This window comes from Spiroplasma melliferum KC3 (assembly GCF_000236085.2).
In the GTDB taxonomy this organism is placed as follows: Bacteria; Bacillota_I; Bacilli_A; order Mycoplasmatales; family Mycoplasmataceae; genus Spiroplasma; species Spiroplasma melliferum.
Genome location: NZ_AGBZ02000003.1, coordinates 34,993 through 53,809 on the forward strand (window position 1 = coordinate 34,993; position 18,817 = coordinate 53,809).

At 26.7% G+C, this 18,817-nt stretch carries 19 protein-coding genes and 1 riboswitch; of the genes, 2 read left to right on the plus strand and 17 right to left on the minus strand.

All coding sequences use genetic code 4. The features are described 5' to 3' along the window. Positions 1-16 precede the first annotated feature (16 nt). Positions 17-1,039 (minus strand): ribose-phosphate diphosphokinase, encoded by a 1,023-nt coding sequence (locus SPM_RS04030; protein ID WP_004028318.1) that lies wholly within the window; start codon positions 1,037-1,039, stop codon positions 17-19. 135 nt (positions 1,040-1,174) lie between these two features. On the opposite strand from SPM_RS04030, the gene SPM_RS04035 reads away from it, so the two are divergent. Beyond that, positions 1,175-1,402: a NifU family protein gene (locus SPM_RS04035; RefSeq protein WP_004028319.1), complete on the plus strand. Its 228-nt coding sequence runs from the start codon at positions 1,175-1,177 to the stop codon at positions 1,400-1,402. Here the strand turns inward: SPM_RS04035 and SPM_RS04040 are convergent. The 3 genes from SPM_RS04040 to SPM_RS04050 form a co-directional block, all read right to left on the minus strand. Next, positions 1,395-2,888, minus strand: a complete 1,494-nt coding sequence (locus tag SPM_RS04040) for a hypothetical protein (protein WP_004028320.1) — start codon at positions 2,886-2,888, stop codon at positions 1,395-1,397. The genes SPM_RS04035 and SPM_RS04040 overlap by 8 nt on opposite strands. 9 nt (positions 2,889-2,897) lie before the next feature. Continuing rightward, positions 2,898-3,329: a ribose 5-phosphate isomerase B gene (gene rpiB / locus SPM_RS04045; protein WP_004028321.1), complete on the minus strand. Its 432-nt coding sequence runs from the start codon at positions 3,327-3,329 to the stop codon at positions 2,898-2,900. A gap of 66 nt (positions 3,330-3,395) precedes the next feature. Continuing rightward, a complete protein-coding gene (locus tag SPM_RS04050) occupies positions 3,396-3,683 on the minus strand; it encodes a hypothetical protein (RefSeq protein ID WP_004028322.1) in 288 nt (95 codons plus the stop codon). Between the two features lie 144 nt (positions 3,684-3,827). On the opposite strand from SPM_RS04050, the gene rpsT reads away from it, so the two are divergent. Then, entirely contained in the window at positions 3,828-4,079 is a 252-nt protein-coding gene (gene rpsT / locus SPM_RS04055) for a 30S ribosomal protein S20 (protein WP_004028323.1), read from the plus strand. A gap of 71 nt (positions 4,080-4,150) precedes the next feature. Here the strand turns inward: rpsT and SPM_RS04060 are convergent, their stop codons facing one another. The 13 genes from SPM_RS04060 to SPM_RS04120 form a co-directional block, all read right to left on the minus strand. Further along, complete coding sequence (locus SPM_RS04060; RefSeq protein ID WP_004028325.1) at positions 4,151-5,641, minus strand: hypothetical protein; 1,491 nt, start codon at positions 5,639-5,641, stop codon at positions 4,151-4,153. A 35-nt stretch (positions 5,642-5,676) separates the two neighbouring features. Beyond that, complete coding sequence (gene holA, locus SPM_RS04065; protein WP_004028326.1) at positions 5,677-6,642, minus strand: DNA polymerase III subunit delta; 966 nt, start codon at positions 6,640-6,642, stop codon at positions 5,677-5,679. A gap of 78 nt (positions 6,643-6,720) precedes the next feature. Further along, entirely contained in the window at positions 6,721-8,793 is a 2,073-nt protein-coding gene (locus SPM_RS04070; RefSeq protein WP_004028327.1) for a ComEC/Rec2 family competence protein, read from the minus strand. After that, positions 8,783-9,316, minus strand: coding sequence for a hypothetical protein (locus SPM_RS04075; RefSeq protein ID WP_004028328.1), 534 nt, complete (start codon positions 9,314-9,316; stop codon positions 8,783-8,785). The genes SPM_RS04070 and SPM_RS04075 overlap by 11 nt, the downstream gene beginning before the upstream one ends. A 150-nt stretch (positions 9,317-9,466) precedes the next feature. Continuing rightward, positions 9,467-12,082 (minus strand): ABC transporter permease subunit, encoded by a 2,616-nt coding sequence (locus tag SPM_RS04080; protein ID WP_004028329.1) that lies wholly within the window; start codon positions 12,080-12,082, stop codon positions 9,467-9,469. Beyond that, the gene (gene potB / locus SPM_RS04085; protein WP_004028330.1) at positions 12,066-13,034 is read right to left on the minus strand and encodes a spermidine/putrescine ABC transporter permease; all 969 of its coding nucleotides are present in this window, start codon (positions 13,032-13,034) and stop codon (positions 12,066-12,068) included. Before potB ends, SPM_RS04080 begins: the two co-directional genes overlap by 17 nt. A 12-nt stretch (positions 13,035-13,046) precedes the next feature. Beyond that, positions 13,047-14,099: a spermidine/putrescine ABC transporter ATP-binding protein gene (potA, locus tag SPM_RS04090; RefSeq protein WP_004028331.1), complete on the minus strand. Its 1,053-nt coding sequence runs from the start codon at positions 14,097-14,099 to the stop codon at positions 13,047-13,049. Positions 14,100-14,123: 24 nt separating this feature from the next. Then, positions 14,124-14,657, minus strand: coding sequence for a helix-turn-helix domain-containing protein (locus tag SPM_RS04095; RefSeq protein ID WP_004028332.1), 534 nt, complete (start codon positions 14,655-14,657; stop codon positions 14,124-14,126). A 115-nt stretch (positions 14,658-14,772) separates the two neighbouring features. Next, positions 14,773-15,594, minus strand: a complete 822-nt coding sequence (locus SPM_RS04100; RefSeq protein ID WP_004028333.1) for a Cof-type HAD-IIB family hydrolase — start codon at positions 15,592-15,594, stop codon at positions 14,773-14,775. 43 nt (positions 15,595-15,637) lie between these two features. Beyond that, on the minus strand, positions 15,638-16,789 hold the full coding sequence (gene metK, locus SPM_RS04105; RefSeq protein ID WP_004028334.1) for a methionine adenosyltransferase: 1,152 nt from the start codon (positions 16,787-16,789) through the stop codon (positions 15,638-15,640). 107 nt (positions 16,790-16,896) lie between these two features. Continuing rightward, positions 16,897-17,002, minus strand: a riboswitch (SAM riboswitch). A gap of 51 nt (positions 17,003-17,053) precedes the next feature. Beyond that, positions 17,054-17,317 carry a hypothetical protein gene (locus tag SPM_RS04110; protein ID WP_004028335.1) on the minus strand — a complete coding sequence of 88 codons (264 nt, stop codon included), beginning with the start codon at positions 17,315-17,317 and terminating at the stop codon, positions 17,054-17,056. Positions 17,318-17,335: 18 nt separating this feature from the next. Further along, on the minus strand, positions 17,336-17,860 hold the full coding sequence (locus tag SPM_RS04115; RefSeq protein WP_004028336.1) for a hypothetical protein: 525 nt from the start codon (positions 17,858-17,860) through the stop codon (positions 17,336-17,338). 150 nt (positions 17,861-18,010) lie between these two features. Continuing rightward, entirely contained in the window at positions 18,011-18,811 is an 801-nt protein-coding gene (locus SPM_RS04120) for a TIGR00282 family metallophosphoesterase (RefSeq protein WP_004028337.1), read from the minus strand. Positions 18,812-18,817 lie beyond the last annotated feature (6 nt).

The window sequence follows — 18,817 nt, forward strand, 5'->3', positions numbered from 1 at the left end:
AACTTTACCAACTATTTTACTTTTTTATTTTCTCAATTATTTTTTTTATTTGTTCATTACATTTTGAATAAACATCCGATAAACTACGTTTTTCAATCATTGCTTTAATCATTTGTGAAATTAAATCAGCAATTGAAATGATTTCTAACCCATCAAATAATCGGTCTTGATTAATATCAATTGTATTTGTAACAATAACTTTTTTAACTGTCCCATCATTAATAAGTTCTGTTAAACGTTCTTTTGCTGGGGGTGAAAATACCCCATGACATGCTAATAAATAAACTGCTTTTGCCCCATGCTGTTTTAACGCTTTTGCTGCATTACAAATTGTTCCAGCCGTATCAATCATATCATCAACAATAAAACAAATACGGTCTTTAACATCTCCTAAAATAAATTGAACTTCACTAACATTTGGTTTTGGCCGGCGCTTATCAATTACTGCAATATTCCCAGCCAAATTCCCTAAACGATTAGCCACATCTCGTGCCCGTACTAATCCACCATGATCTGGAGAAACAATTGTTACTTCTTCTTTAAGATGATCTTCTTCAATTTTTCGAACAATTGTTCTTACTAATTCTTGTGTTGAACGTAAATCATCAACTGGAACATCAAAAAATCCCATTGATTGTGGTGAATGTAAATCAACAGTCATTACTCTTGTTGCCCCCGCTGTTGTTAACATATTTGCCACTAATTTACATGTAATTGGTTGACGACCGCGTGCTTTTCGGTCTTGACGAGCATATCCAAAATAAGGAATGATCACATTAATGCTTTGTGCACTACCACGTTTTAGAGCATCAATCGCAATTAATAATTCCATTAAATTTTCATTAACTGGTCAAGATGTTGACTGAATAATATAAACATCTTTTCCCCGTACTGAATTCATTGCGCGCACCAAAATTTCACCATCAGCAAAACGAACAGTTTCCATTTCTTGTCTTGTTACACCTAAAATTTTACAAATTTCATCTGCTAATTTTATTCCAGCAGACAGGCCATATATACTAAAACTTTTTTCTTCCATTAGTCCTCCTTTAAACATTTAAGCTCCAATAAAAATTCTAAATTGAATTTCTACTTATTATTATATACATATCCATAATTAATTAAACTAACTTTGTTATAAAAATGCTATAATTAAATGGTGAAGGTGATTAAAATGACACAAACAAATCAAGCAAAAGATATTATTGATAATCTACGACCTTATATCAACCAAGATGGCGGAGATATTGAATTTGTTGAAGTTAAAAATAATATTGTTTATGTTCGTTTAGCAGGAGCATGCGTTGGTTGTGGATTAATTGATTCAACAATTAAAGATGGTGTTGAACAAATTGTTAAACAAGAAATGCCGGATATTATCGCAGTAGAAGTTATTATGTAACTTCTTTTTTGTTTTGTAAATATTTCTTTAAAACATTTTTTTGGTCAAGCTGTTGGTCAACAACCATTCCGACTAATTCGGTAATCTTACTTTCAACTTGGTTTGGATTATAATATTCACCACTAATAAATTTAGCACTAAAGAAAACAACAGCAATTAAAATAAGACAACTAATAGCACAACCTAAATATAAATATAAAATAACTTGTTTTAATGAATCTAAAAATAAATCATTTTTAACAAATGGTAAATTTCAATCTAAATTTAAATTACTAAAAATACCAACTTGATAGTGCGCAAAAACACGAATTAAAAACTGTGCAAGAAATGTTACTAAAGCATTTAATGCTGAAAAGCAACCCGTGACAGGTCGATTTTGAATCCGATAATTCCACATCATTGTCATTGAAAATAAAATTCCAAATAAAGATATCATTGCAAAGCCATTTAATAATTGACAAATTAATAAAACTTCCGGAATTGAAATTATAGTAACAAAAACAAAATATAAAGATCAAATTATTAATGCTAAAATTAATGAATTCTTAATTCCAATTTTTCTAATAAAAAAATAAATAAACATTGCTCCAATAATTTGAGCAAACCACCAAATTTCTTGAACTAAATGTAAATAGTATTCCACCATTATTTTATTGTGATAACGTACTCAAGTTTCTTGTGCTAAAATAATGTTCAAAAAATCACCTTGACTTAATTCTCTTAAAATAGCAATAAAAAATAATAAACTAAGAATAACAATAATTTTTCATCATGAAAATAAACTAAAATGCTTTAAAATTTTCGGAGCAAAAGCACCAATATTAGTTTTAATTTCCGGCATAAAAAAGCAAAAAACAAACGAAAATATTAGTACAATAGTAATTATTCCAAAAATAATATAATGTGAAGTTAATTCACCCTTATTAAAATTTTTAACAAACATCAATACATTAGCACCAACCATATTTGCTATTATGACAATTGGTAAATTTAAAGTTACTGTTGCAAAAGGATTAGTTCGATATAAATAAATCTCATTAAAACTTAAATATCATAATGAATTTGTTGAAACACCAAATCCAAAAACAATCGTACAAAAAATCATAGCACTTCAATTTTGCGGTAAAATAAAAACTAATAAAATTCCTAAAAACATTAAACCATAAGAAATTCAAAACCATAATTTACGACTTCGAAATAATCCTGTAATTCATGAAGCTGGAATAAAAAAAATTGCTGCATACAAAGAAGTACTAACTGCTAATAAAATAGCAATTGAATTAATATTTTTGGCAAAATCAAAAATAATAAAATTATAATTTAAAGTTAGTGAACATGATAATGCTAACCAAAAACAAAAATGCTGAACAATAAAAACTCATTGATAAAAAGATTTTATTCCTTTTTTAACCAAATTAATTATATAACCTAACATAAATAAAATTGTTAAAAAAGGATACAAAAATAAACTGTCTCAATTATTCATAATTCATCCCTAAAGGTTATTAAGTTTTTCAACACGAAGAGTATGACGTCCAGAATCAAAAGTAGTATTTAAAAACATATCAACAATTCAAATTGCATTTTGATTTGCAATAACTCTAGCGCCCAATGCTAAAACATTAGCATTATTATGTTCGCGTGCTAATTTTGCTAGCACTGTTTCATTACACAATGCTGCTCGAATTCCTTTTACTTTATTTGCCGCAATTGAAATTCCAATTCCTGTTCCACAAATTATAATCCCAACACTATTTTTTTCTTTAATTACCCTTTCACCAACAGCTTGGCCAATATCAGGATAATCAACCGCTTCAATACTATCTGTGCCTAAATTAATAATTTCATGTTTTTGTTCAATTAAATGCTTAACAATTGCTTTTTTCATATCAATCCCTGTATGATCATTCCCAATCACAATTTTCATCCTTGTTATTCTCCTTTGCCTACAATTTAACTATAACATATTGCTTTTTTAAATAAAAAATAAAAATTAATTCCTTGTAATAATATCCAATAATTTTTCAGGTCTCATTGGCGTTACTGTTACAATTAATCTTGTGTGTTTTGCAACCACAACATATAAGTTCCCTTTTAAATTATCTAATTTAATATATAAATTTTTTGTTGTTTCAATGCGATCAGAAGAATTATCAATCATTTTAATAATTTTTTCTTTAATAATTCAATCATTTTCATTTGTAAAAGCAGGAATTCGTTCCCGAATTCGTTGCAAACAATGAAAAGAAAACCCTAAACGGTGTTGATAATAATATCCCATTCCTATCCACCTACTTTATATTATTATACATATATATATTAAAAAATAATGATAAAATGTTAAAAAAAGTACTACTTTTCTTTACACTTTTTTATCTATTTGCTATAATTCCTTTGTGTCTTAAAAGTCGAAAGGAGAGCAAAAATGGCTAATATTAAATCACAAATTAAAAGAGTTAAAACAAATTCAAAAGCTAACTTAGCAAATAAATCTTTTAAATCATCAGTAAAAACAGCAATCAAAAAAGCAGAAATCGCTATTAACGCACAAGAAGCAAACGCATCAGAATTAGTTAATACTGCAATTAGTTTAGTTGACAAAGCAGTTACTAAAGGAATTTATCATGCTAATAAAGCTGCTCGTGTTAAAAGCAGATTAATGCTTAAAGCACATTAATTTTAAAATCCTTTTCAACAAAGACAGTAAATATTAAAAGAATAAAAAAATCATAACTAGTTATGATTTTTTTATTTATCTTTTGATTTATTAGAATCATCTTTTTCAAAAACATTATCATCCTTAAATTCATCATCAAATAATGTTGGATCCATTTCATATTTTTGGCCATTCATCATTGCAGTAACGGCTTTTTGATATTCTGTATTGGCACGAATCAATTTATTACGGTCTGTTTTAGGAGCTAAAACTGCTAAAATAATCACCATAATACCAGCAATAATACCAGCAATCATTGAAATAATTGTAAAAATACGTAATACTTGGTAAGTTGTACTATTATAAACTTCACTTACTAAACTATTAATTGTCATAGCTAAATCTGAATCTGGTAATAATAAGTACCCTGTGATTGCTAATTGTGGATCGTTTTGAATTAAAAATCCACCATTAGGTACCGATCTACTATTAAAATATTTTTCAACAGCATTTGGTAATAATACTTGAATTAATGACAATGAAGAATAAAGAAGAATAACAATTGATAATACAACTGGTCAAAACCTAACGACATAATTATCACGTTTAAAACGTTTTTTCCCTAACAATTCATAACCCAAGAAAATTCCCGGTAAGATCGATAAAATTCCTGAGAAGGTTTGTAACCCAGCGGATTGCATTAATAAAAACTTATATCTTGAACCAAAGCTAAATACTTCACTAAAATTATTGTTAGTATTATGTAAAGCACTATCAGCCCCACCACCTATAATCACAGGTAAACCAGTTCCCGGAATTGTATAAATAATTACTTTTGTTTCTAAATGGATATTTAGATAGGAATTTAAAAATCACAATAAAACTAACAAAGCAGAAGCTAAAATAACAAAACCAGCAACAATTTTCTTTAAAATTGGCATATACTTTGGTTTTGAAGTATAGAAATAAAACCGTGGGTCTAAGCGTGGATGAATTGGCATATTTGCCATTTGTTGCATCATTTGTGACATATCAAATTTGTTTGGATTACTAAAGTCTCCTGGCCCGATACCGCCCATTGGAGCCCCTATACCTCCGATTCCTGTTGCCGGTCCTACTTCAGGCTGAGATTCAACTGCCTCATCTTCATTAACTTTATTTAACTTTTCACGAGCATTATCAATTGCTTTTTCATCAGTAAAATCTGCTGTGGCATCAATTAACTCACTAGTGATAATGTTTTCTCTTGTAATATAATTTTTCTCAACAGCAAAATTTGAAACAATATATTGCACAAAAGCAACATATTCTTCATCTAACATATTAAAAGTAGCACCATCAACCTTTTCAATAGTTTCTGATTCATTAGTAATATCAGCCAAAACTTGAGCAAATGAAAGAGTAAATTTATTATCATTTAAATTTGCATTAAATTCTTTTTCTAATGTTAATAAATTACAAATTTGTTGAATTACTAATTTTTTAAAATCTGGGTTAACTATTACTTGTGCCTTAATATTATCATCGTTAAAGATATTATATAATGTATAAACTATATGGGCATATAATTTATTTTCTTTCATTTATTTATGTCCCTCATCTCTCTTTTTGTGATAATTTAATTTATATCAAATAATTTAATTAAATACAAATCACTACTAATTTCTCTTCTTATTATACCTTTTTTTATATTATAATCAATTCAAAATAATTCTTGAATAATATTATTTGCTTTATTAATACTAAAATTATGCATATGTTCTGAAATCTTTTTTACTCGAAAAGGATGAATTTGTAAAATTTCCGCAATTTGTGAAGGTGTTTTCTTTAAAGCAGATAAAACAATAATGTCTCTTGTAAAAATAACACTATTGGTAATTAATGCTAATAAAGCAATACTATTTAAACCTCGTTCTTGTAAATAATGATAATTTATTAAAAAACTATTTAAATCATTTTTTAGTAAATCATCAACTAATTTAAAAATATCCGTATCTAAATATTTTGTCATATTATTTTCAATTAAATCCATCGTAATTTTTGAATTTATCAATAACAATTTTTCTAATTCATTTTTAATAATATATAAATTATTTGGCAAATATTCAACAATCTTAGGAATTAAATTTTGGTTAATAGTTCCATTATTCTTTGTAATATAATCATCAATAAACTTGATTAATTCATTATATGATAAATTTGTTGCCTTTAAAACACTAGTTAATGCTAGCATTTGCTTAGTTATTTTTAAACGATTACTAAGCTTATTTACTGGACAAATAAAAATAATAAAAGTACTCGGATTTGGGGCTGCTAAATATTCCATTAAACTTGTTAAATGGTTTTTATTATCTATTTTTGCCTTAATTTTTTCTTCTGTAAGAAAGTAACTATCATTAACTATTATTACTCGTTTTTCTGAAAACATTGGTATCGTGTTAGCATCATTCAAAATAGATGGTAGTGAGTCTTCTAAATAATTATATTCTTGTAAATCATACTCATTATCAGGATTAATTTTTTTTAAAATTTTATTTTTTTGCATTTTAATTAAAAAAGCATCTTCTCCATATATTAAAAACATCTTTTAAAACTCCTTTAAAATGTTCTAAAACCTATGATAAAGTAATATTATCATAAAAGTAAAAAATAAATTGGTGATTTAAAATAATTTAATTGCTGCTGAGGCTGACATAATATTAAATTGAAGATTCTGTTTACCATTTGTAAAATAAATTTGGCATCTAATAGTTTTTAAATTTTCAATAACTATTGGTGCTGGATAATTTTGGCGTTTTGTCTTTTCACCAGAAATAAAACAAACTTTTGGCATTATTTTCTGCAAAAATACTAAACTTGAACTAGTCTCTGAACCATGATGTGGCACTTGTAACAAAGTGATTGGATATAATTGTTCTTTTAATAAATTTATCTCAATTTTTTTACTAATATCACCTGTTAATAAAATTTGGTATTGATTTATTTTAACCAAAAGCACTAAACTATTATTGTTTTCATCCTCATCATTAATTGTTTTATGCAAAACAGTAAATTTTAATCCTCCAAATTGAAATGTTCTAAACTTTGTATTATTTTGAATCACTTGTTTAACATTAAAATATTTTTTTACAATTGGTAAATTATTATTATGATCATCATGGTGATGAGAAATAAAAATAGCATTAATTCAATTAATACCTGCTCATTTTAAATAATTACTAACTAATTGTTTTGAACGACCATATCCCACACCAACATCATATAAAACTGTTTTTCAAGCTCGCTTGTCGTGAAAAACAATTGTTTGACCATTACCAACATTTAACATTGTCATTGAATAATGAATACTAGTAAAATATGGTTGTAAACCATAGCAAATTATTGACAGAATGCAAAATATTCTAAATATCTTATTTACAAATTCACTCTTATTCATTATTCCTCATAAAAGAATATAATATAACAAAAGATATCATACAGGGACATAACCAACATTCCAAATTAAATTAATTTTATTTAAAATCACCATATAATTGATTAAAAATAAATAAAAATATTGATAAATAAAATAGCACGGTGGAATAAAAACAATTATTAAAGAAAACAAATAAATTAATGATAAAATTGGAAGCAATAGCAAATTAAATAAAATACTAGAAAAATTTAATTGATAACTAAAATATAACATTCATCCAAGTAAAAAAATAAACGCCATTAAATTATAGTATAGTAATTTCTGTCAAAAATAATAATGTTTTGTTTTTGAATTTAAGTTTAAAAATAGTCATGTTATTGTGAAACTATATCAAAACCCACTTCCTAAAAAACTGTATGGAAAAAATAATAATATTAATAAAATACTTAAATTTCATTTTGATTTTGCTGTTAATTTATAATTTCAAAAATGAGCATTAAATAGTGATAACGATAACAAGATAATTGCTTTCACACTAGCAAAAGAAAAATTTAACAAATATAAATAAAAAAATAAGAATAAGTAAATTATATAATAATAACCTTTTCTTCGCATTATTCGTTTAAAAATTTTGCTTAAAATATAAAACAAAATATTAAGATGATAGCCTGAAACAATTAATAAATGAATAACACCCAATTGAATAAAATAATCATATAAAACAAGCGTTGTATTTGCTTTTTGACCAAACAAAAATAAAGCAAGCGTATCTTTTGTTAGGTCATCATAACTATTAAAAAACTTTGTTATTTTAGCAAGAACCGTATTTCCAGGTTTAACAGCAATTACTTTCGTTATATTAAATTGATAAAAAATGTTATTAGCATTTAAAAACGATTGCATATTTAATTCATACACATTAGATGCTGATTTAATGTTAGAATAATAACCTTGTAAACAAATTTGATCATGTAAATTAAAATTAATAGTTGTTTTTAAAAAATATTGTTTTCAACCAACACTCAAATAATAATAACCATTCCCGTGCTTTTGAATTCTACCATAAACAATGTTGTTCTCTTGCAAACTTGGTTGTTGCAAATAATAATGACATAACGCTGAAATAATGATTACAAAAATTAATAATCCTAAATAAATTTTTTGTTGTTGTCAAATCAAAATAAAACCTAAACCTAAAATAACTAAAATTGACCAATAACTATTAATTAATAATAAATAATTAAATCCAATAATACCACCCACCAATAAAAATTGTTCTTGTTTTAAAAATTTTAATTTAGATTTTAAATTAAAAAACACAAAATAACCTTATAATATTAAAATATTTCACATAAATTCCTGTTAAATATTGTTGTAATTTATTTACTATTATTTTTGCATCAGCAATTTTTAATTGTAAAATATTTATGATTTGAGACTGTAAAAATTGCGGAATTAAAACCTGATTTAAAAGTTGTTTGTTAATTAAATGGCGCTGATATCATTTAATATATTTTGGGTTTGGAATTAAGCCAATACTTGTCATTTGTCGATATTTTTTTTGTAACGTATTTTTATTAATTGGCATATAGTTTTGGAACTTAAAATTAAATTTTAATAAAATTTCTTCAATTGAAATGCCAAGCATTTGTTCAGTTATTTGAAGTGGAGTTGGAATAATATTTTTGTTAAGTAATGGCAAATTATATTTATTAGTAAAAACAATTTGATAAATATTATTATGAAAATCTGTTGTAGTTTTATTTTTTTGATAATTATTATCACGAAAAGAAAATAAGAAATAAATTAAAGTAACTAATACTCCAAATAAAATTGTAAACATAAAATACCCCTGCTTTTTAATTGTTCTCCCCTACTTTCAAATTACTATATAATCATATTATTTTTATTTTCCTTTTGTTAATTAAAATTTAATGTTAAAAATAAAAAAATAGAAGTTAATGCCTCCTATTTTTTATTTTCAAAATAATTATTAGTTTTTTCCAGCAATTAAAATATTATATTTATTTAATACATAACTATCTAAATCAGTTATCTCAAATGGACCATCTGCCATTTCTGGTTGAGCAACATACATTCCCTTCTTATTAAGTTTTGCCACAGGAACATAATCACGCTGATAATTAACCATTGCACCAGATTCTGGATCATGACCATTACTATAATAATTATAATTATTTTCATAGTCCATTACTTGTTGATACGGTGAAGTATAATTTGCTTCTTCTGTTAATGCGGATGAATTTTGAATAATAAAATTCATAAATTTATAAGCTAAGTCTCGATTTCTAGCATTTTTTGATAAAACCATGTTATCACTTCAAATGTTAGTTCCTTCAATTGTTTCTGGTGTTCACGCCTTTGTTGCTCGTGGGCGGGTAATAATTAATTTTGTTCCACTAGCTTTTTGATGACTTTTAGCAAATAATGTATCAGCATAAATTGCATCGCCATTATACATAAAAGCAAAATCAAAATGTCCATCACCAACGGCGTTTATTAACTCATCATTCATTAAGGCAACATTATTATGTTTTAATAATGTTGCTAATTCGTTGTAACCATGATCAACCTCCATTTGCGTTGTTGGCACTGGTTTGAAATAATTCTTTTCACTAGTTAACATAAATAAATTTCGTGGATCATTATTAATTAAAACTCGTTTATTTGCTGCTGCTGCTTGTCATAAAATATCTCATGAAATTCCGTTTGATATAACATTATTATTTTTAACATCATTAAGTTTAATTTGGTCACGATTTGCACTAGATGCTCACTTTTCACGTTGATAACCAAATTTACCTTGAGCTGTTGTTGGTAAATTTTGATTTGCTTTAGCAAAGATATCATTTAAAAAATTTAAGTTACTTTCTGTTGGATTAATCACCAGTGATACTTCCCCTCAAAAATAAGGTAAACTATAATTGACAATTGTTTTTTGAGTAACTTCACTCTCTCCACTTTGAAGAATAACTTTTTTCAATTTATTTTTATTTAAAACATTTAATAATCCATTAACTAATGATGCCGCATAATTTTTATCAAAACATTTTGATGTTGTTGGATCCAAAGTAGAAGGAACAATACAATTTTGATAAAATTCTGGATTTGTTTTTTGTACTGTTGCTATATCAACATTTAAATCATTAAAATATTCATTTCCCATTGTTCGTTCTGTAACATCTTGTCCATGATAATTTGGGTTAGGTTTAATAATGTTAAAATTCTTATCAACATCATTTAATTTTTGATAATCAATTTCTTCTAAGCGGCCTTCTTGTGCTAACTTATTCACCATATAATCACTTGGAACCATTACATCATAATGTGTCGTATATAATTTGTTATATAATGTTTCATTACTATCATAAACACTATATTTAATTTTTACATTATATTTTTTTTCAAAATCACGGATTAAATCGGAAGTAATATATTCACCTCAATTTGCCACTGCTAAATCATAAATATTATTTTTAATATAAACTGCTGTTAGTAACACAATTGAACCAACTGAAATTGTTGCTAGTGACAATGGCTTTCAACTTTTTGCCAATCAACGGAATTTTTTCCGTGATATTTTGTTAATATTTTCTTTAGTTTCTTGCCGCTCAATAAAAGTTTGTTTTTTATTCTTAATTCATAAAACACTTTTATCGTATTTTTTTTCTAGTCTAACAATTTTTCAACGTAATTGTTCTTTTTGTTTTTCATTATTAATTTTTTTATTATTTAATTGATGATAAAGTAAAGCTAATTTTTTTTCATAACGCATAATATCTTTATCTTTATAAGTTCCTTTTAGCATTTCTCGACGAAATTTATTATAATTAATTTTATAAACATTTCACCCATTTCATCCAATAATAACAACTCCAATAATTGCAATACAAATTGTTCCAAAAGCATTAATAAAAGGCTTAATTCGTTTCATTGTATAAATAAAAGTTGCAACATTGACATCATCACCACCAGTAAAATAGGAAATAATAAAGTCATCAAAACTCATTGCAAAGGCAATTGCTGCAGCTGCAATAATTGCTGGTTTTAAAATTGGTAAAATAATTTTTCGTAAAGTTTGAGATGGTTTTGCACCTAAATCTAATGAAGCCTCAATTAATTTTGGATCAACTTTCCGTAAGCGTGGTAATACTGTAATAATTACATATGGTACATCAAATGAAATATGTGCTAAAACTAATGTTAACATTCCAAAGTTTGCTCCTAAGGCAATAAATAACATCATTAACGAAACAGCCGTAATAATATCAGCATTAATTAACGGAATATTAGTAATTGATAATGTCATTTTTTGTGTAACTCGGCGTGCTCGACTTAATCCAATTGCAGCTAAAGTTCCAATAATAACTGAAACAACAGTTGCAATTATCGCTGTAAAGACTGAAACAATAATACTTTGTAAAAAAGGTTGTTCATTAGCAAGTTGTTTATACCAACGATCGGAAAAACCATTAAAAATGCTCATACTTTCACCACTATTAAATGAAAATAAAATTAAAATCATAATCGGAATATAAATGAATAACATAATTAATGCCATATAAGATGATTTAAAAAACTTTTTCATTGCGACGCCCCTTTCTTGTTTCAAAATATTTTGATAATGCATTTGATAACACAATAATTAAAAAAACAATAAGGGCTAAGACAACTGATATTGCTGCGCCAATTCCAAAGTTTTCTCCTTTAAAGAAATATGCTTCAATCACATCAACAATTAAATTAATTCGACCATTCCCCATAAATTTAACAATAATTAAAGAAGTTGCTGCTTGAACTAATAATAATGTTCCACCTGCAATAATTCCTGGGATTGATTGACGAAAAATAACTTTTCAAAATGTTTTAAAACCGTTTGCTCCCAAATCTTTTGAAGCTTCAATTAATGATGTATCAATTTTATCTAAACTATTATAAATTGGTAAAATTACAAATGGTAAAAATGCATAAACCATTCCGATAACAACCGAAATTGGTGTTCCAAGTAAACTTGGAGCAATAATATTAAACAGTGTTTGTAATCCAATAATTTTTAGTAACATATTAATTCAAATTGGTAAGGTTACTAAAATTCAAATATTTTTTGACAATAGTTTTGATTTACAAAACGCCATCACATAAGCAACTGGATACGCAATCACAATTGCAATTAAGGCCGCAATTAATGAATATCCTAAAGCTAAGAAAAGTGCAATCACAAATTTTTGCTCTGAAAAAAAAGTTACAAAATTTTTAAAATTAATTTCAAAAACTAAACTATTTCCCGTTGGTTGAATAAATGAATATAATAAAATAATTAATAATGGTACAACAATTAACAAAATCATAATGATAAGATATGGCCATAAAATTGGATTAAATCCTCTTTTAAACCATTTGTTTTGTTTCGCATGATAAGAAATGTTTAAATATTTTGTTCGACATCAAGCAGCAAAATGTTGACTAATTGATTTAACCTTACTACCTTGTTTTTTAAATCATCCTTTACCCTTTTTTGGTGGTTTACTTTTGTTTTCCATCATTCTTGCTCCTTAATCATCAATCTCTTTCCACATAACATGAATATCTTCAACATTTCACGAAATATCAACTTGGTCACCTTCTTCAACTCTATCTGTTGAATGAATTAAATATTTTCGTTCTTTACATTTAACAATAATTTCCCAATGAACTCCTTTAAAATTAACTCTTTTAACTGTTCCTGTAAAGAATCCTTTTCCCACTGGAACAATATCAATATCTTCAGGGCGAATAATAATATCAATTTGATTTTCATTTTCACCAAATCCACGGTCAACACAAACAATTTTTTTGCCATCAATTGTTACTAAATTATCTTTAATAAAAATTGCATTTGAAATAATATTTGAGTCACCAATAAATTGTGCTGTTCATAAATTTTCTGGTTCATTATAAATTTCCGCTGGTGTACCAACTTGTTGAATTGCTCCATCATTCATTACAATAATACGATCAGACAATGTTAATGCTTCTTCTTGGTCATGTGTTACTAAAATAAAAGTAATTCCAATTTCTCCTTGCAAAGCTTTTAATTCTGCTTGCATTTTTTTTCGTAATTTAACATCTAATGCAGCCATTGGTTCATCTAATAATAAAACCTTTGGCTTATTAATTAATGCTCGTGCTAATGCAACACGTTGGCGTTGCCCTCCCGATAATTGTTCAACTGATTTATCTTCAAAGCCTTCTAATCCTACTAATTGTAAAAATTTCTTTACTTCAGTTTCAATAACATCATATTTATTGCGCTTAACTTTTAATCCATAAGCAATATTATCAAAAACAGTTAAATGCGGAAATAAGGCATAATTTTGAAAAACAGTATTAACTTCTCGTTTATGAACGGGTGTTTTTAAATAGTCTTTCCCTAAAAATAATAATTCCCCACTATTAGGTTGTTCAAATCCAGCAATAATTCTTAATGTTGTTGTTTTCCCACATCCTGATGGTCCTAGTAATGTGACAAATTCTCCTTCTTTAATGTTTAAGTTAATTCCTTTCAAAACCACTTTCCCATCATATTGTTTTGAAATGTTTCGTAACTCTAAAATATTTGTTTCCAATGCTCCTGCTCCTTTTCTAATCTTTTAAAATATTGGTGGTGTTGATATTCATAATACTTCAACAATTTCATTTGTTTCGTTTTTTAAATAGTGTTGATTATTACCATATAAATAAAAACTATCACGAGTATGTGCTTTTTGTACTTTTTGTCCAGAATAAACTAACACTGTCCCTTTTAAAACATAACCAAAAATCTGACCCTCAAATGGTAATATGCGTTCTGATTCTCCTTGTGGTTTAATTTGAATTAAAATTGGTTCTAATTCATTTACTTGTGCATTAGGAACTAATCATTCAATCCGATAATTATTTTGTTCAACTTTATAATGTTCTTCTGCTGCATAAACGAATTTTCTATTTTTTTCTTGTTTAAAAAAATCTGCTAAGTTGGTGCCTAAAACTTCTAAAATACTTTCTAGTGTTTCAATACTCGGAGAAGAAATATCGCGTTCAAGTTGACTAATAAATCCTTTCGTTAATTCACAACGATTTGCTAATTCTTCAATTGTTAAATTATTTTTTTGACGTAATAGTTTAATTTTTTCTCCTAGTAGCATAGACACCCCTCCTTTAGTAATTTTGTTTAGTTATACTAAACTTTTTGTTTTTAAATTACGACCACATTAATTATAAAAAAAACAAAAAAAATATCAATAGTTTTGATGATATTTTTTATTTTTTAAAATATTTATTAATTGCTTTTGCTACTCCTGAGCGACGATAATGGGCAGTTGTATCATCAGAAATAGTTTTAATATCCGCTTTGGCATTCCCCATTGCAATTCCAACACCAGCTCATTTTAACATTTCATAATCATTTGAACCATCCCCCATTGCAATAATTTCTGCTGGTTGAATATTATATATTTTAGCAAGATATTCTAAAGCATCTTTTTTGTCACTACCTTTTGGACTAATTTCTAAATTTAAACTTTGGTTTGGTAAATATGACCAATCAAAAATATTAAATTCATATTTTACTAAAAGTTTTGCTTTAAATTTTAACACATTCTCTTTTTTACCACTAACAACAAACTTGTAAGCTTGATCATACAAAGCAGTAGGTTCACCCACTAATATTCTTTTTCGTTTTGTGTGAAAACTCATTCATTTAATCATCAAACTATGCTTAGTATTAACATAAGCTAAATGCTCATTTTTAACTGAATATGCTCATAATTGAATTTTACATTCATTAGCAAGATAAAAAACATTAATTAATTCATCATTAGAAAAAACATTTTGTTGAATAATCTTTTCTTTCGCAAAATCATAAATTACTCCACCATTAAAAGCAATTACTGGCATTTTATTTTCAATAATGCCTAATTTTTTTGCTACTTTTCTAATGGCACCAATACTACGGCCAGTTGCAATAATTACTTTAATTCCATTTGCCAATGCTCACTTAATGGCTGTAACATTTTGCTTTGAAATTCGATTTCTCCTTGCTGTTGTACCATCCAAATCAAGAGCAATTAACTTATACTTCATTAGTTTTTCTCCTCTTATTCTTTATGTTAATTATATCTAAAAATTAAACAACTGGTAAATATTTTATTAAACTTTGAACTTTATCTAATTTTTCTCATGGTAGTTCAGTATGGTAACGACCAAAATGTCCATAAGTTGCAGTTTGTTGATAAATTGGTTTTTGTAAATCTAATGTTTCAATCATTGCTTGGGGACGAAAATCAAAATTTTCTTTAATTGCCTGCAAAATAATATCATTTGTTACAAAATTAGTTCCAAATGTTTCAACAAAAATTGAAATTGGTTCAGCCACACCAATTGCATAAGATAATTGAATCTCACATCGTTCAGTTAGTCCTGCTGCAACAATATTTTTTGCGACATAACGCGCCATATATGCTGCTGAACGATCAACTTTTGTTCCATCTTTCCCCGAAAAAGCACCACCACCATGACGAGCATATCCACCATATGTATCAACAATAATTTTTCGTCCTGTTAATCCAGCATCACCTTTTGGCCCACCAATTACAAATCGACCAGTTGGATTAATTAAAACTTTAAAATCTAAATTCATTTTAAATTCTTGCACAACTGGTTCCATAATTTCTGTAATAACAAAATGCTTAAATTTAGCTTCATCAATATCTTCATCATGTTGAATTGACATTAAGATTGTATCAATATAAATATGTTTAACATTAGTTAAATCTAATGTTACTTGTGATTTCATATCTGGTCGTGCCCCAATAAACATTCCTTTTTTGCGTAGCATACTTGCTCTCTTTACTAAGGCATGAGCAATTGAAATTGCTAACGGCATATAATTATCTGATTCATTTGTTGCATAACCAAACATAATTCCTTGATCACCAGCTCCGGCTTTATCAACACCAATAGAAATATCTGGTGATTGTGTTTTAACTAGTATTTCAACTTCACAATTTTGTCAATCAATTCCTCATTCTGCATTATTATACCCAATTTCTTTTAACACTTTCCGTGCTACATTGGCATAATCAACCTTTGCTTTTGTCGTAATTTCACCACCAATAATAACCCGATTAGTTGTAATAAAACATTCACATGCCACTCGTGATAAGGGGTCTTCTTTTAAACATGCATCTAAAACAGCATCTGAAATTTGATCACAAATCTTATCCGGATGTCCTTCTGATACTGATTCTGATGTAAATAAAATTCGTTCTTTTCCCATCTTTTCTTCTCCTTAATCATAAATAAAACCACATCAGAATAATGTGGCATTAATAACAATATGTTTACATATAAATTAATAGTTAAGTTCTATTCAATAACTAATAAATCTTATTGGTAGCATATCATTTTGCCCTGCTAAAAGCACCTTCTAGTTAAATATAGGGTTGCTAGTGGATCATTGTTTAGCGTACTAACCACTTCTGAATAAGTTTTATGTTGTTACTTGACAACAAATATATTATAACTTAAAAATTAGTTAATTTTAATTTAAATTAATTATTTCAGTAAAAATTTCAGCACTAATAGTTTGATTAGTAAATAAATAATGTTTTGCTGTCTCAATTTTTTTTATTTTAACCAGTGGATTAGTAATTAAAACTACTTGTTTTGCATTATAAAATTTGTCAGCCTCTGCTTGCAATATTAAAGTCTTTACTTTGAGATTATTAATTTGTTTTACTATCTTTTTATTAAGATAATTGAATTGTAAAATTTGATTTAAAAAATAAGTTTGTTCTTTTTCCATCTTTAAAGTACTATAGGCTTAATTTTGACTTAAAAGTTGATAATCAATATGAATTTTAAGAATTTTGTTTAAATTAAATAAAAATCCAAATCCAATCCCAATTTTACTAAGTATTGAAAATCTTATTCCATTTGAATTTGTAATTGGATTAACAAAAATAACCTTTTCAATTAATGGTTTTTGTTCTAATAATAAATTAATTAAACCACATGAAAATCCTTCTAATAATAAAACAATTCTTTGTTGTTCATATTTATTTTTTAAAGCTGTAATTACATCAATAATATCATTAACTAAAATTCCAACATTTTTAATCCTAGTTGGTACATTATCCCCAATATTTCGTTGATTAAAAGCAATTACTGAAACTTTATGCTTAGCTCATATCGCATTATTAATTAAACCAGCAAAATTTTCCTTACTACCATATAAATCATGAACTGCTAAAATAATATCCTGACCAGTTTTATCAATTGTTCCTAATGTTGATAATTCATATTGATCAGAAGTAATAAAGTGTCTATTTTCAATATATTCGGGCAATTGAATTTCTCCTCGTTTTGTTTTCTTATTTAAAAGACGATAACAACGTAGAAAAAAAATAACAACACAAAAAAATTCCTAGAATAATACAAATAACAATAATGATTACATTCGTTTTAATTAAACTAGTCATTTAAGTTGCTCCTTTATCTATGCTAAAAAATCAGTTTCATTTTCTGGACGAATTAAAATTCGTTCAATTTTCACTGCTTGATTGGTTTTATCATCTACTTGTAATCATACTGCTGAAAAAATTAATTTATCATTTTCAGTTGCTGGTTCAAAACGCACTGGTAAACCAGTTTTTTCTTTAATAATAATTTCCTCTGGATTTGCTCCAATAATTGAATTATAACTACCACACATCCCAACATCAGTGATATATGCTGTTCCTTTTGGCAATATTCGATTATCTGCCGTTTGAACATGGGTGTGTGTTCCAAAAAAACCAGTAATAATACCATCATAGTTCCAAGCAAAAGCTAATTTTTCTGCACTAGCTTCCGCATGAAAATCAACAAAATGAAGATCACTATTATCATTATTAATAATCTCTTCAAAAATTGTATAAGGATTATCAACTGGGTCCATAAAACTACGCCCCATTAAATTAGTAACACGAATTTTTTTATTATTAATCTTAACAACAACTGTTCCTTTTCCTGGCGTAAACGAGTTCATATTTGCTGGTTTTAATAAATCATTTACTTCTTCAATATAATTTAAAACTTCTGGATTACGAAAAATATGATTCCCGGAAGTAATAATATTAATCCCCAATTCTTTTAATTCATTATAATGATGCTTGGATAACGATTTCCCATGGGTAGTATTTTCACCATTTGCAATAATTAAATCAATCTTATATTTTTTTATTATTTGTGGCAAATATTTATTAATAGCTATTCGTCCGGCTTGTGCATAAATATCACCAATCATTACAATATTCATTTTAGT